This window comes from Streptomyces hamibioticus (assembly GCF_047946815.1).
Taxonomy (GTDB): domain Bacteria; phylum Actinomycetota; class Actinomycetes; order Streptomycetales; family Streptomycetaceae; genus Streptomyces.
In genome coordinates, this window is record NZ_JBKKQY010000001.1 from 64,247 (window position 1) to 79,349 (window position 15,103).

9 protein-coding genes and 1 pseudogene are annotated in these 15,103 nt (G+C 68.7%); 6 read left to right on the forward strand and 4 right to left on the reverse strand.

What is annotated here, in order from left to right:
- Positions 1-12: 12 nt before the first annotated feature.
- A complete protein-coding gene (locus tag ACLGIH_RS00315) occupies positions 13-918 on the forward strand; it encodes a hypothetical protein (RefSeq protein WP_416523183.1) in 906 nt (301 codons plus the stop codon).
- Between the two features lie 157 nt (positions 919-1,075).
- Here the strand turns inward: ACLGIH_RS00315 and ACLGIH_RS00320 are convergent, their stop codons facing one another.
- Complete coding sequence (locus ACLGIH_RS00320) at positions 1,076-1,546, reverse strand: glycosyltransferase (protein ID WP_416523184.1); 471 nt, start codon at positions 1,544-1,546, stop codon at positions 1,076-1,078.
- Between the two features lie 1,024 nt (positions 1,547-2,570).
- Between ACLGIH_RS00320 and ACLGIH_RS00325 the strand changes: the two genes are divergently transcribed.
- Positions 2,571-3,116: a GNAT family N-acetyltransferase gene (locus ACLGIH_RS00325; protein ID WP_416523185.1), complete on the forward strand. Its 546-nt coding sequence runs from the start codon at positions 2,571-2,573 to the stop codon at positions 3,114-3,116.
- Positions 3,117-3,179: 63 nt separating this feature from the next.
- On the opposite strand, the pseudogene ACLGIH_RS00330 reads toward ACLGIH_RS00325, so the two are convergent.
- Positions 3,180-3,629: pseudogene (locus tag ACLGIH_RS00330) on the reverse strand (ATP-binding protein); the annotation flags it as partial.
- Between the two features lie 35 nt (positions 3,630-3,664).
- Between ACLGIH_RS00330 and ACLGIH_RS00335 the strand changes: the two are divergent.
- Positions 3,665-4,141 (forward strand): hypothetical protein, encoded by a 477-nt coding sequence (locus ACLGIH_RS00335; RefSeq protein ID WP_416523186.1) that lies wholly within the window; start codon positions 3,665-3,667, stop codon positions 4,139-4,141.
- A 140-nt stretch (positions 4,142-4,281) separates the two neighbouring features.
- Here ACLGIH_RS00335 and ACLGIH_RS00340 read toward each other — a convergent pair whose 3' ends face one another.
- Positions 4,282-5,247 carry an IS630 family transposase gene (locus ACLGIH_RS00340; protein WP_416529243.1) on the reverse strand — a complete coding sequence of 322 codons (966 nt, stop codon included), beginning with the start codon at positions 5,245-5,247 and terminating at the stop codon, positions 4,282-4,284.
- Positions 5,248-5,503: 256 nt separating this feature from the next.
- Positions 5,504-6,937, reverse strand: a complete 1,434-nt coding sequence (locus ACLGIH_RS00345; RefSeq protein WP_416529244.1) for an IS1380 family transposase — start codon at positions 6,935-6,937, stop codon at positions 5,504-5,506.
- A 49-nt stretch (positions 6,938-6,986) separates the two neighbouring features.
- Here ACLGIH_RS00345 and ACLGIH_RS00350 point away from each other — a divergent pair, with 49 nt between their 5' ends.
- From ACLGIH_RS00350 to ACLGIH_RS00360, 3 genes are all read left to right on the forward strand, one after another.
- Entirely contained in the window at positions 6,987-7,658 is a 672-nt protein-coding gene (locus tag ACLGIH_RS00350) for a transposase (protein ID WP_416523187.1), read from the forward strand.
- 121 nt (positions 7,659-7,779) lie between these two features.
- Complete coding sequence (locus ACLGIH_RS00355; RefSeq protein ID WP_416523188.1) at positions 7,780-8,289, forward strand: hypothetical protein; 510 nt, start codon at positions 7,780-7,782, stop codon at positions 8,287-8,289.
- Between the two features lie 482 nt (positions 8,290-8,771).
- Positions 8,772-14,993: a DNRLRE domain-containing protein gene (locus ACLGIH_RS00360; protein WP_416523189.1), complete on the forward strand. Its 6,222-nt coding sequence runs from the start codon at positions 8,772-8,774 to the stop codon at positions 14,991-14,993.
- The last annotated feature ends 110 nt before the right edge of the window (positions 14,994-15,103 follow it).

The following is a 15,103-nucleotide window of genomic DNA, read 5'->3' on the forward strand; positions in this document are numbered from 1 at the left end:
GGAAGGCCCACCATGCCACCGATCAGATCGCGCCGAAGTACGGGCGTCGCCCTGCTGCTGCTCCTCCCGCTCGCCCTGGCCGCGACGGCTGCCTGGGCGCTGACCGGCCGTACCCCGGCGTCCCCGCAGCCGTCCGCCCGGCCCGAGCCGGCGCCCACGGCGCTGCGGGCCGGACTGCCGCTGCACGGACTGCTCCACGCGCCCACCGACGCCTCGCGACGGGTCCACCAGGCGGAACAGCGGCTGGTGGCCGCGTGCATGGCCGCCCGCGGCTTCCGCTACGACCCCGCGCCCGCGGCCGCCGCGGACTCCGGTACGGGCCCGGACCTGTTCGGCATCGAGACCCTCGACCGGCCGGGCGGTTCGGACACCCGGGAGCCGGTGCCCAACGAGCGACCCCGCGACGAGCGCTTCGACCGCGCGCTGTACGGCGACCCCGCCCGGACGATCTCCGCCCGGAACAAGGTGCTGCGGGTGACGCGGCCCGCGACGGGCTGCCTCGCCGAGGCCCAGACCCGGCTGCTGGGCCGGGAAGGGCGGGCCGGGGACCTCACCTTGCGGCTCAGGCTCGACCAGGGGGAGCGGGACGCGTTGCGGACGCTGGAGAAGGACCCGGCTTTCCGCGCCGCCGACACCCGCTGGCGGACGTGCATGGCACGCGCCGGAGTCACCGCCGCCAACCCTCGGGAACTCGACCGGAGTCTGCCGCCCGGCACGAACCCCGCCACCCATCCCTCGGTCCGCGCCGACCTGGAGTGCAAGGAGCGCACCGGCTACCTGGAGCGTGCCTACGCCCGGCTCGCCGCGATGCAGCAGCGCTGGCTGGACGGCAACCAGGACGTGGTGGCCGAGTGGAAGGCCCTGCGGTTGCGAGAGGACAGGGCGGCCCGGCAGGTGCTGACGTCCGCCGCCCCCTGACCGATACCGTGTCGCGCAGGGTTCGTTCGCGTCCCCCGGTCTGTGCGCCGCGACCTCCGCGAGGTCGGCGCAGTGCTTCACGGTGCCTCGCCAGCGGCGTGCACGGGTGCCTCGGAGAGGCTGGCACAGCAGCACGGTGATGAGGGATCCTCCGGGTTCACCCGGCGCTCTCCGAGCCGATGTGGGCGAGCAGCGAAGCGGCGCCGTCCTCTGCGGCGATCCCGGCGGCGAGTTCGGTCGCGCGGCGGCCGTGGGCCGGCTCCGACAGGCAGGCTGTGATCGCGTCGCCGAGGGCTTCGGCAGTGAGGTTCTGGAACGGCACAGGCCGCGGGGCGACTCCCAGCCGGTACAGCCGGGACGCCCAGAACGGCTGGTCGGCCATGTCGGGAACGGGCACGGCGGGCACTCCGGCTCGCAGTCCGGCTGCGGTGGTACCTGCCCCGGCGTGGTGGACGGCGGCGGCCGTGCGAGGGAACAGCCAGTCGTGCGGGATGTCGCCGACGGCCAGGACGTCGGCGCCGCAGCAGCTCAGTTCCGCCCATCCCGCCTGTACCACCGCGCGCACGCCCGCCCGCTTCACCGCCGCGGCCACCAGTTCACTGAGCCGTTCTCGCTGCCCCGCCGCCATACTGCCGAACCCGATGAAGACGCCAAACCACTCTGCGACTGCTGCCGCGAGTGGGCCTGTCATCCAGGTCGGACGACCGCCCCCTGCAACCGATGCGGCCGGACCTGTCCTCTCAAAGACGGAAAGAGCCGCTTCTGCCACCAGGTGCTCTACGAGCACCTCGACGACGGACCCGCGGTCGAACAGCTCTGGCTCGGCGGATACGCCCCCGGCCTCAACAACGCCCGGCCCGGCGACTACAGCCGCGGCAAAGGGCGCCGTTCCGCCCTGCAGCGGGAGAAGACTGCCCGGGAGAATCCCCGCGTCCACTCAGCGATCCTGATCAGCCCCGGACAGCTGGAACTCCTCCCGATCTCGACCCCCGCCCAGGCTCGCCAGTGGTTTCGTCTGAAGAGCAAGGAATTGCCCGCCCTCACCCCACAGGCCACGGAACTCGTTGAGGAGTTCCGGACATTTTCCAAAAGCAACTTTGGACAGCCATGGCCCGAGCCGTCAACCTCCGGACTCTGCGATTCCTCGCCGCCTGGCTCGGCGTCGACGCACCCCTCCATGAGGCCGACGTCCGCGAGGTCGCGCGGTTCGGCTCCAGTTGGGGCGGCCGACGTGTCGTCCCCTTTCTCGACGAGGGCGGCCTGCTCGTCCCGCTGGAGCGGACGGATCCCGAACAGGCGCCAGTCGGGAGGCTCCTCGACACGCTCCCCGAACGCCTCCAACACGAGGTAAGGGTCTGGGTTCGCGTCCTTCAGGGAGAAGGCCGACGTCCCTCCCCGGCTGTGGACTGGGCCACCATACGCCGCTATGCCCACTATCACGTCCCCGTGGCTTCGTGTATCGCTAGGAACAGCAGATGTGGACGGGTCTGGGAGGCGGTTGGTGATCTTTCGTCGCCTGGATGTCGACGAGAGATGACGGCACCCACTGTGGTGGAGGCTGGCTCACGTCCCTGACAGGAGCCCGGCTTCCTGAGGGGCACTGCTGGCGAAACGGACGTGACAGGCGATGCCTGCTGCGGAAGACTCGCGTCGTGCGCGATCGTGTAGATGCTTCTTCTGGCCTGGTATTGCGGAGATGGAAGACCGAGGATGCCTGCGCGGTGATGACCGCGTTTGCGGATCCGCTCATGCGTGGACAGTCCATCGAGCCGGTTGATTCTGACCAGGCTGCCGAGCGCTGGATAACGGCTCGTGGTGACCAATGGGCTGCGGGTTCTGCCTATTCCTTCGCCGTCGTCGATGGCGGTGGCCTCGTTCTCGGCCAGGTATGTGTCGGCTCGGTGGATCGGCGTCATGCCGTTGGATGGGTGTCCTACTGGACGACGGCAACGGCTCGCGGCCAGGGCATAGCTTCCCGTGCCTGCCGCGCTGTGGCCCGCTGGGCTTTCGACGATGCGGAACTCTTCCGGCTGGAGATTGGGCACCGGGTGAACAATCCCGCCTCATGCGGTGTGGCTCGTGCTGCCGGCTTCGCGGTGGAAGGACAGCAACGGCAGAAGCTCGAATACGACGGTGTCCGCTTCGACGTCGAACTCCATGCCCGTCTGGCAACGGATACGGAGCCCGTGTCGTTGTGAGAGGGCGGTGCGGGACGGCCCGCTGACCGTGAGAGTCAATGGGCCGTCGGATGAGCGCCTGTATCAGCTGGCCTTGGCGGGTTCTTCGGCTCGTGCCCGGGTGCTGGCGAGGCGGTAGGAGTCGGTGCCGGTCTCGATGATGGTGCCGTTGGAGGTGAGGCGGTCGACGATGGCCGCGCAGAGGCGGGGGTCGGTGAAGGTCTTGGTCCAACCGCCGAAGGACTCGTTGGAGGCGATCGCGACGCTGTTCTTCTCCTCGCGTTCGGTCAGGACCTGGAAGAGGAGTTCGGCGCCGCGGCGGTCGAGTTCCATGTAGCCGAGTTCGTCGATGCAGAGCAGGTCGACGCGGCCGTAGCGGGCGATGGTCTTGTTCAGCTGCTTCTCGTCGGCGGCCTCGACCAGCTCGTTCACCAGCTTCGTCGCGAGCGTGTAGCGGACGCGGTAGCCCTTCATGGCGGCCTCAGTGCCCAGCGCGATGAACATGTGGGACTTGCCGGTGCCGGAGTCGCCGATCCGGTGCCTCCCGAACTCATCAACACCACCCGTCCGTGGAACGGGGTGCCTCCCAAACTCATCGAGAAGCGACGTCGTTACTGCTCGATAAAGCCATCCCCGTCCTGCAGAAGTGGGGCAAGCGGATCGACAGCCTTCGCAAGATCACACCGAAAGATGTCGACGACGCCGTCACCGCGCGCACCGGCAATCCCGCCCACGGCGTCCACGGCGCCTTGCGATCGCTGTTCCGGGCCCTGAAGCGAGAGCGGGTCATTTTCCAGGATCCGGCCCGCAACGTCTCCGCCACCTACGCGAACCGCGCACCACGACGGATCCCGTCCGACTGCCTCGCTGGCATGTTGGACAGGGTGCCAACCACGATGGCCAAGGCCGTTGTCGCCCTGGTTGCGATCCACGCACTGGGATCGACGGGGATCCGACGCCTGCAGCTGACACATCTCAACCGCTCCGGCGGTCGACTCGTCGCTCGCCGTGCGGAGACAAGCACACCGTCTACCTGGACGAGCTGACCTTGGAGCTTCTTGCCGACTGGCTCAGCGAACGCTACGAGCGTTGGCCTCGCAGCACCAACCCGCATCTGTTCGCCACGCAGGTCACCGCCCTCGACCAGAAGGGCCACCCGTCGCCGAATACGGCATCCAACCGATCTTCACCCGCTGACCTGGTGGCCGAGACTCTGTGACCTTGGCGAACCCGACCTGGTCGCTTCGCGCAGGACAGGCGGACCAGCGCATACGATAACGAAATCACTACTGATCTTTCGTAAGTTCGGTAGGTGTGGTGGGCGCATGGTCAGGCCGGTGTGGGCGAGGAATGACCATGGCAGTCGGGGGTTGGCGTTAATGCGGTGGATGCCTTGCTCGGTAGCGTCGGCGACATCGGCGAGGTGATCGCCGGCGAGGTTGGCGAGTTCACGCTTCTTGAGTGAGGACCACAGCAGTTCCACCGGGTTCAGCTCTGGAGCGTAGGCGGGTAATCGTTCCAGGGTGAGCCAGTCTTGTTCGGCGGCCCAGGCCCGCATCGCCCGGCTCCAGTGGGCGGACAGGCCGTCCCAGACCAGGACCACTCGCTCGCCGCGGTAGAACACCTTCATCTGCTCCAGGACCTCGATGAGTCCGGCGGTGTCGTAGCTGCCGGGCTTGAGGTGGAAGCACAGGCGGGGCCCGCGATCGGGGTCGGTGGAGTGGTAGCCCAAGGACCCGGCCATTGACGCGCGCTTCCAGTTCAGGCGGTGCCGCAGGAGCGGAGTTGGTCCTCGGGGCGAGTAGGTGCGGCGGATCTGAGGGAACAGGGAGACGCCTGATTCGTCGAGGAAGACGATCCAGGCACGTGTTTTGATGCGCGGCCACTCGTGCGCGATCCAGCGGGCGATCTCCGACTCGTTCCGCTCGACCGCTCGCCGCTCGGGCCGTTGCAGGCTCCATCCGAACCGGCCGGTCAGCAGCCGCCACACCGATGCCCTCGACAGCACCACCCCCGTCGCCCGGGTGACGACCGCGCCGACTGGTTCCAGGGTCCACAGGTCGGCCTCGAAACCATGAGCCTGGGCACCTGGTGCTGTGGCCTGAAAGGTTGGCAGTCTGTGTGCCGGGGGGAAGATTCGCGACGTGACTATGACCCTGCATGACTTTGATGGTGAGCAGTCGCTGACGCTCGATGCCGGCGACCTGCCGGCTGATGCGGCAGTGGTTGCCGCCGGACATGAGCCAAACGGTTACTAACCTCGCCGTTTCGCTTGGTGCGATGAGGCGTCGCTGGTCGCCAGCGGCTGGGTGGGCGGGCTGGTTTCGTTGCTGGGGCATGGCGGAGTCCCGGCGCGAGGCCGGGTTCTCCAAGGTCTTTCGGGTCGTGGGCGGTCAGGTGTTTGCTGGTCAGCCGGCGGGACGGGGTAGTGCGGCGAGCCGATGGAAGGCCGTGGCCAGTTCGTTTTTCCAGGGCCAGGTCGCCGATATCCGCAAGCGGAGGCGTCGGCCCCCGCGGGTGAGGCGGGCGGCGACGTGCAGCAGTCGGTAGCGGAGCTTCTTTGGCTCGGCAGCCGCGAGTTCGCCGTCCAGGAGGAGGGCGCGGGTCCAGGCCAGCAGGTCGATCGCCGCGAGGCTGAGTTCGAGCCAGACGGCGTTGATGCCGAAGGCTCGGGAGGGGAAGCGGCCGAATCCGGTGGTCTTGCCGCATCGGATGTGGTCCTCGACGGTGGCATGCCCGCGGTGACGGACTTCGAGGAACTGGGCGGAGCCGCCGCCGGAGCAGGGGGCGTCGGTGAGGAACACCTGGTGGCGCAGGCCCTCGTCCTGGTCGAACAGGGGTAGTTGGGCTCCGGGGTGCGGCCGCTCGCGGCGCACGATGATGCGGGTGCCAGCCGGGTAGCCGCCCAGATCGACCATGCCGGTCAGCTCGGCGACCTCGGCGCCGTCACGCATTGTCCCGTCCTGGTCCAGGGCGGGATGCCAGAGGCGGTCGGGAATGGCCCGGACAGCGCGGCGGACCGGCTCGGTGATGGCGTATCCGACCGAGAAGGAGGTGCGGATTCCTCGTTTCCGCAGGCCGCGGATGTGGGCGAGGAAGGCTTTCGCGGATCCGGCGCTGTCGGTGCGGACCAGGATGTCGGTGCCGTGCCGGTAGGCGTCGGGAATCTGCGTGAGTGCCTGGTCGAGTACCGCGATGTGGTCGCTTGCGGTGTTGGCGCCGGCGTTCCCGGGCCACAGCTGGCCGGACAGTGCCTCTCCGGTGTTGGCCAGGAAGCACAGCAGCGGGTGGTAGCCGAAGCCGCCCTTGTAGGTGGGCGCTGCCTGGTCTTTCTCGGAGTGGCAGGTGACCAGGGTGGCGTCGAGGTCCAAGACGAGGCCGGGCAGCATGCGTCCCTCGGACCGGGCTGCGCGTATGCCCTCGCCTCTTTCCGCGGCCTGCAGCCAAGCCACTTCCCGAGCCCGGGCTCGGGCCGAGCGCAGAGAAGCCAGTGCCCGCTCGTCAACGTCAGCGAACATCCGCCAGGCCGTCGGTGTCGAGGCGACGGAGCCAAACACCTCGGCCTCGGCACGCAGTACGGCCAGATCTGTGATGGTCTCGCCGCCATCGGCGAGCATCACCGCGAGATCGGTGGCGATCCTGCCCGGATCATGTCCGGTCCCGCGCGGGCGAAGCGGGCGCAACGCGGTGGAATATGCGCCGGTCAGCCCGATGGCATCAGCAAGATCTGCCGGCAACCGTGCCCCGGCATGACCGACCACACCCGAACCATCAGTACTGACATGAACCCGGGGACGCAAGATAGCCTGCACGTAGAAAGTGCCCTCCGCTTGGACCGACAGAACCCCTCAGCAAGGTTCATCGTCCCAGGTCAGGAAGGCACTTTCGTATTTGAAGATCAACGGCAGGCGCCGGCACCTGATCTGCGACACGGTCGGCCTGCCGCTGATGATCAAGGTGACCGCGGGCGACGTCACCGACCGCCGGGCGGCCACCGACATGCTGCCCGCCCTGCACCGGCGCTTCCCCACGATCACCAAACTGTGGGCCGACAGCGGCTACACCGCAACCCTGATCACCTGGGCCCTGGCCGCCCTGCACCTGGCCGTCACCGTGATCAAGCGCAGCGACGGCGTCTCCGGCTTCGTGGTGCTGCCGCGCCGGTGGGTAGTGGAGCGCACGTTCGGCTGGCTGCTTCGCTCGCGCCGTCTGGCCCGTGACTACGAGCGGCGGCCCGACTCCAGCGAGGCGATGATCCTGTGGTCGATGACCAGCCAGCCGGTTCGCCCCCGACTTGTTCCGGTTGTTCCGGAGCCGCTCCTGGTCCTCCGCCAGCAGCGTCCAGACCTCGATCAGGTCCTCCGGCTCCCAGTCCTGCCGCACCCCGCGCTCCCTCCGGTCGTCGTGACCGGACCAACTTCGTGGAACAGCCCCCTCAGCAACCCCAGAAGATCGAAAAACCAGACAAAGCCACCCCCGCCTTGCTACGGAGAGCTACTTGTCGCTTCGCGGCAGCTCCGAGAGGACAGGGCCGGAGAGCCGAGGAGCAGCGTGCTAACGTGACCCGCCGTGAGCGCCCCGGGGCCTGCGGAAATCCGGCCGCCCGGGTATATCAACCAGGGGAGTCGACTTGGCACTTCACACGGGAACCGGCCGTTGTGCCGCCCTGCTCCTGACGGTGGCGGTGGCAGCCGGAGCTCTCACCGGATGCCAGTCGATCGCCGACACCGCGTCCGCCTCGGGGTGCGATGGCACCGAGAGCCGGGTCGAGAAGCTGGAGTCGTACGGCGTCCTGCGCTCACGGCCTGAAGGAGCCATCGTCCCCAAGGGCTTCGAGAAGCTGGAGTCCGGCTGCTGGCAGGACAGCGGCGACGCGCAGCTGTACGCCTCGCGGACCTACGTCCTCCGCGGCGACAAGGCCGAAGTGGCCGCGCACTACCGGACCGTGGCGGAGCAGGAGGGCTGGAAGCCGGCCCGCCCCGACCAGGGGTCATCGAACGACGGACAGTTCGCCGGCCTCTGCTTCACCAGGGCCGAAGGAGACCGGGCGACCGCTTTGGACGTCTACTTCCTGACCAAGGAGATCCTGGAGGCGGAGGAGCGGAAGCCCGGACCCGAGTTCGGCTCCGGATCCGGATACCGCGTGGAGATCACCGCGGCCGCCGACGGCTCGCCCGCGGACTGCTCGGACTGAAACAGGTCCACGACAGCCCTGCGCTGCTCACCACCGCGGCCCTCACCAGCCTCGCAGAGACCTCCGACGCCAGGTGACTCAACTTCACCTGGCACTTTGGTATCTGATGGCTCATCGAGCCGGGGGCGGGGCTCCTTCCGTGCGAAGGAGGGGCGCGGGGAGGGCCAAGAACGAGCAAAGAGTGGGCCGCTCGCCACCTCCACGAATGATCCTTTTGCCGCGAACGTCCCTTCTTTTTCGGCCGGATGGCCCGGATGTCCCCCTCGTGGGCCCTGAGCACCCGCCAGGGAAGCACTTACTCCGCTTACTGACTCATTGACACCTGTGTGCGGCATGTGAGGATCCCATGTGCATGCGGGGTACACCCGCACCATGGGCGAGGAGCGAGAGTGACAGGCAAGTTCCTGCGGCCAGGAAGAAGACCGAACGCACCGTCCGTTCTGCCCTTCCTGCCGCCTGTTCAGTTGAGGCGCCTGCGCCCGGTGGCCGCGGCCATCGTGCTGACGATGGCGTTCGAGGCCACCGTCATGGTCGGAACCGCCAATCTGGCGATGGGCGTCGAGCACACGGCCGTTCCTGCCGACAAGGCCGCCGACGCGAAGGATCTCGGGCCGGCGACCGCGGGGTCGGTGGCTGCCGCCCGGCTGAAGGCGAAGATCCAGAACCGTCGGATCGAGGCGCTGGACGCGCGTACCGAGACCTCGACGGTCCACGTGAACCCCAACGGTTCGGTGACCGAGGAGGCGCACACAGGACCGATCCGGTTCAAGGACGACCGGGGCGCGTGGCAGGACGTCGACATCTCCCTGCAGAAGCTCTCGGACGGTTCGGTCGGGGCCCGCAGACATCCCCACGGACTGCGCCTGGCCGGCCGGAGCGCGGCTCCCAAGGGGCTGAGGAGCACCGGCAGGAAGACCGCTTCGGCCGGCGTTCCCCTGGTGACGCTGGAGGGCCGGACCGGTCAGCGGATTCAGCTGGGCTGGTACGGGGCGCTGCCCGCGCCGGAGATCGAGGGTGAGGAGAACACCGTCGCCCGGTACCGGAACGCCCTCCCTTCGGCGGACCTCCTGATCGAGTCGACGCGCAGCGGCTACGAGCAGTTCCTGGAACTGAAGGATCGTTCCGCCGTCGACGCGAGCGGTGCCATTGCCTACAGCCTCACGGCCAGGGGCCTGACCGCCGAGGCGAACCCGGACGGTTCGGTCTCCTTCAAGGACTCCAAGGGCAGGCCCGTGGGCGCCATGCCCGCGCCGGTGATGTGGGACGCGAGGGTGGACACGTCGTCCGGTGAGCACGAGCGCACCGCCCCGGTGGCGGTGAAGGTGGTCCAGGACGGTGACACCGTCACCTTGACCCTGACGCCGGACGCAAAGTTCCTGGCCGACCCCGCGACACAGTTCCCCGTGACGATCGACCCCGCGATCAGCGTCGGGGCCAGCTTCGACACCTTCGTCCAACAGGGCTACACGACCGACCAGTCGACCTCGACGGACCTCAAGCTCGGCAACAACGGCTCCTCGCAGGTGGCCCGGTCGTTCCTCTCGTTCCCGATGAAGAACATCACGGGCAAGCAGATCACCGCGGCGAAGCTCAACCTGTTCGCGTACCACTCCTGGTCCTGCACCCCCGCCAGTTGGGAAGTGTGGTCGACCGGGGCCGCCGCGACCGGATCACGCTGGACCGCGCAGCCGGCCTGGACGACGAAGTACGCCACCAGCACCCAGACCAAGGGCTTCTCCAGCGCCTGCAACGACGGCTGGGTCAACGCGGACGTGACCTCGCTGGCCACGGCGTGGGCGGGGAACGGCAACGGAAGCAACCACCTGGGGCTGCGGGCCACGAACGAGAACGAGCCGGCCGGCTGGAAGCGCTTCAACTCCGGCAACGCCGCCTCCAACACTCCTTATCTCTCGGTCACCTACAACTCGGTTCCCGACCTGCCGACCCTCATAGCCCCGGCTGCCGGAGCCGCCACCAACGACACCACGCCGGCGCTGTCGGCGAAGGCCCTGGACGGCGACGGTTCGCAGGTCACCCTCAACTACGAGGTGTGGACCTCCACCGGCACCTCCGCCCTGCGCACCGGCAACAGCGCGGCGGTCGCCTCGGGCGCCCAGGCGGACTGGACCCCCGCCGCGCTGCCGGCTGGCTCCTACAAGTGGCGGGCGCGGGCCACCGACGGCTCCGCCACCAGCGCCTGGTCGGCGTTCCGCACACTGGTCGTGGACACCACGGCGCCTGCCGCGACCACGGTCGCCTCGGCCGACTTCCCCGCCGGTCAGTGGTCCGGCACGCCGGACGGCAACGGCGACTTCACCGGTGCCTTCACCCTCACTCCCCCGGCCACGGACGTGAAGTCGGTCCAGTGGCGGCTGGACGGCGGGGCGTGGCAGTCGATCGCCACCACCGGCTCGCCGGTGACGGCCACGCCGGTCTTCCGCGCGGGCAAGCACACCCTGGCGGCACGCTCCAGGGACGCCGCCGGCAACGTCTCCGCCACCACCTCCTTCACCTTCTTCGCCGGCTCGGGCGCGGCCCTGCTCTCGCCGGGCCAGGGCGACCGTCCGGCACGGCGGACCGTGCTGACCGGTCAGGGCAAGACCTCCGACACCGGGGTGCGCTACCAGTACCGCCGCGGTGAGACCGATGCCTGGAAGGACGTCCCGCTCGCCGATGTGCGTCGCCGGGCGGACAACACCGCCCTCGCCTCCTGGCCGGCCGCGGTGAGCGGTGGCCTGTCCGAGGCGCTGGTGTGGAACATCACCAGCAGCCTCACCGAGGACGGCCCGATCGACGTCCGCGCGGTCTTCACCGACGGCACCAGCACCGACGCCTCCCCCGCCACCTCGATCACCGTCGACCGGAAGGCGGGCGCCGCGCCCACCCAGGCCGCCGGTCCGGGTGACGTCAACATGCTCACCGGCGACTTCGTGCTGACCGAGACGGACAGCTCGGCGTTCGGCCTGACGGCCAGCCGCACGGCCTCCTCGCGCCGGCCCTCCGAGGGCGGACAGCAGGAGGGCCAGGTGGCCATCTTCGGTCCCCAGTGGACCGCGGGCGCTGCCGCGGAGCTCTCCGCCACCGAATCGCTGTACCTGCGCAAGACGTCGAACACCTCGGTCGCGGTGGTGGACATCGACGGCGAGGAAACCGGGTTCACGGCGACGAGCGGAGGTGGCTGGAAGCCCGAGGAGGGCGCCGAGGCCCTCACGCTGACGGGCAGCCTGACCGGCTCCTTCACCCTCAAGGACACCGAGGGGACCGTCTCCCAGTTCACCAAGATCGATGCGGCCGCCACGATCTGGCAGCTCTCCCAGAGCAGCCTCCCGACGGACAACTCCACCACCTCTCTGATCTCGGAGAAGGTCGTCGTGGGCAGCGCCGTCCTGGCCCGCCCGAAGTACGTGATCGCTCCCACCTCGGCGGTCACCAACGCCGCGTGCGCGAACACCCCTTCCACCAAGGGCTGCAGGATCCTGGAGTACCAGTACGCCACCACCACCACGGCCACCGGGAGCACGCCGGGCGACTACGCCGGGCAGGTCGCCCGCATCCGGCTGTGGTCCACCGACCCCGGCGCGGCGAACGCCACGGCCACGGTCGTGTCGAACTACGCCTACGACGCCTCGGGGCGCCTGCGTGAGCAGTGGGACCCGAGGGTCTCCCCCGCGCTGAAGACGACCTACACCTACGACAGCGTGGGCCGCGTGGTCACCCAGACCCCGCCGGGCGAGCTGCCGTGGACCTTCTCGTACGGGAAGGCCGGCTCCAGCACGGTCGCGGGCGAGGGCATGCTGCTCTCCGTGTCCCGGCCGACCCTGAAGCCGGGCAGCAAGGACGAGACCGACGGCGGTACGTCGGCCACCTCGCTGGTCTACGACGTACCGCTCACCGGCGCCAAGGCACCCAATCAGCTCTCCCCGGCCGAGGCCCTGACGTGGGGCCAGACGGACGCACCGACGGACGCCACCGCCGTCTTCCCGGCCGACCAGGTGCCCGCATCCCACAACGGGAACGACCTCAACGCCGGGGACTACGACAAGGCGACCACCACCTACACCAACGCCTCGGGCCTCCAGGTCAACACGGGCCTGCCCGGCCGTCACCTGACCACCACCCAGTACGACTCCTTCGGCAACGTCGTCCTGGAGCTGGGCGCCACCAACCGCGAACTCGCACTCGGCAACGCGGACTACCAGGTCACCACGCAGAGCCAACTCGGCATCCTCGCCGACTCGCCGGCGGAACGTGCCCGCAAGCTGGCCACGGTCTCGGAGTTCTCCGCCGACGGCAAGCGGCAGCTGCAGCAGTACGGCCCGCTCCACCTGGTCACCCTGACCCAGCAGCTCCAGGGCGACTCCGACAGCCCCACCATCCCGGCCGGAACCCAGGTGGCGGCGCGCCAGCACACCATCACCCGGTACGACGAAGGCCGTCCCACCGACGGGTCGGCCCGGGTCGCGGACCAGCCGACCACCACATCAACCGGCGCGCTCATCGAGGGCTACCCGAACGACGGCGATGTTCGTACCACCAACACCCGTTACGACTGGGTCAAGGGCCTGCCCACTGCCACGGTCACGGACCCGAACGGGATCAAGCTGACCCGTTCCTCCGAGTTCGACGCCCAGGGCCGCATCCTGAAGAGCATGCAGCCCAAGTCCAACGGCGCGGACGCGGGGACGGTGGCTTCCCGCTACTGGACCGCGGACGGGACCGGCGCCTGCTCCGGGCGTCCCGAATGGGCCGACCTGCTCTGCTCCAGCGGCCCGGCAGGCAAGATCACCGGTGGCGGCTCGAACCCCGACGAACTGCCCACCAAGACCCTGGAGTACAACCGCCTGGGCCAGATGGCCAAGGTCACGGAGACCGCCAACGGCGTGACGCGCACCACGGTCACCACCTATGACGCCGTCGGGCGCGGTACGAAAAGCACGATCACGGGAGGAGCCGGCACCGCCGTACCGACGCAGACCATCACCTACGACCCGGCCAACGGGCAGGCGGTCACCGTCTCCGACGGGACCACCACGGTGCGCCACGTCACCGACAGGCTGGGCCGTGAGATCTCGTACGACGACGGTGCGGGCAATGTCACGCGCACCGAGTACGACCGCCGCGACCGGGTGACGCGGAGGACCGACTCAGTCCCCTCGGAGACCACCTACAACTACCAGAGCCTCACCGGCCAGCCGACCGGAATGCACGACTCGGCGCTCGGAAGCACAGGCGACGTCAGCGCCTCCTACGACTCCGACGGCCGCCTGTACAAGCAGAGGCTGCCATGGAACATCGACGTCGAATACAACCTCGACCCCACGGGGAACGAGACCTCGCGCTACTGGCACTGGGAGTCCGGCTGGACCATCCAGGGCGAGTCGGTCAGTGAGAACATCCACGGCCAGGTCGTGTCCCGCACCACCTACACGGGCGGCGGCGCGTACCAGAGCTACACCTACGACGCGGCAGGACGCCTGACCAAGGCCGACGACACCCAGGCCGGCGTCACCACCCACCGCGGTTACGGGTTCGACGCCAACACCAACCGTACGTCCCTGGTGACCACGGTCGACGACGTGGACGGCGGCGCGCCCACCACGAAGACGGTCAACTCCACGTACGACACCGCCGACAGGCTGATCGCCACCGGTACGGTCTACGACGCCTTCGGCCGCACCACCGCCCAGAGCAGCGGAGCCCAGAACTCCTACTTCGCCAACGATCTCGTCCGCCAGATCACGGCGGGCTCCGAGCGCACCACCTGGGACCTCGACGCGGCCGGCAGGCTCGCCTCGTTCACGACCGAGAACAAGGATGACAACGGGACCTGGTCGACGGCCTCGACCAAGCGCAACCACTACGGCGCCGACGGGGACAACCCCACGTGGATCAACGAGGGTGACAGCAGGATCACCCGGAACCTGTCGGACCTGACAGGAGACCTGATCGCCACGACCGGCGCCACCGGTGACGTAGTCCTCCAGCTCACCAACATCCACGGCGACGTGGCTACGCAGCTTCCGCTGGTGGACGCCACGACTCCGGTGGTCAACAGCTACGACGAGTTCGGCAACCGCCTTCCCGGCACCGACCCGGCCCGGTACGGCTGGATCGGCGCGGAGCGGCGCTCGTCGGAGACGCCGAGCACCGCCACACTCATGGGGGTGCGCCTGTACGACTCGGCCACGGGCCGGTTCCTCTCCACCGACCGTATCGTCGGAGGCAACGCCAGCTCCTACGACTACTGCTTCGGCGACCCGGTGAACTGCTACGACATCAGCGGGAACTACGCCATCGGCGGGCTCGTACCGGAAGCCGCGATCTGCGCTCTGTTTTTCCTGTGGTGCGCGGACATGATCTACGTGACCAACTGGGCACTGAGCGAGGCCAAGAAGAGGTACTCGAACGGAGCGAAGCAGAACGCCTACCGCCACTGCATCTGGCAGGCGATGCTCACCTGGTCGGTCGGGTCGTACCTCGCGAAGGCCCTCGGCAACGCGCATGAAAAGAACGCCGGCAAGTCCGCCGCGGCGAAGCGCGACTCCAAGGCCGACTCGTACAACAACACGGTCGGCAGGAGTGTGGGAGGAAGGATCACTGCCTGGACCTACGGCAAGGCGAAGCAGACCGCGTGCCGGCTCTGCAAGGACAAGGTCAAGAAGCACAAGTTGAAGTCGAATGCGAAGGGGAAGACGTGGGTCTAGCTCAATCCTTCGGGGGTTGACCGGGGCACTTGTCTCGTGGTGTCCGTGGGACGGTGGCGGAGTGGACGGGCGACCGGTGCCGGTGTGTGCGCTGTTGGCCAGTGCTGTGA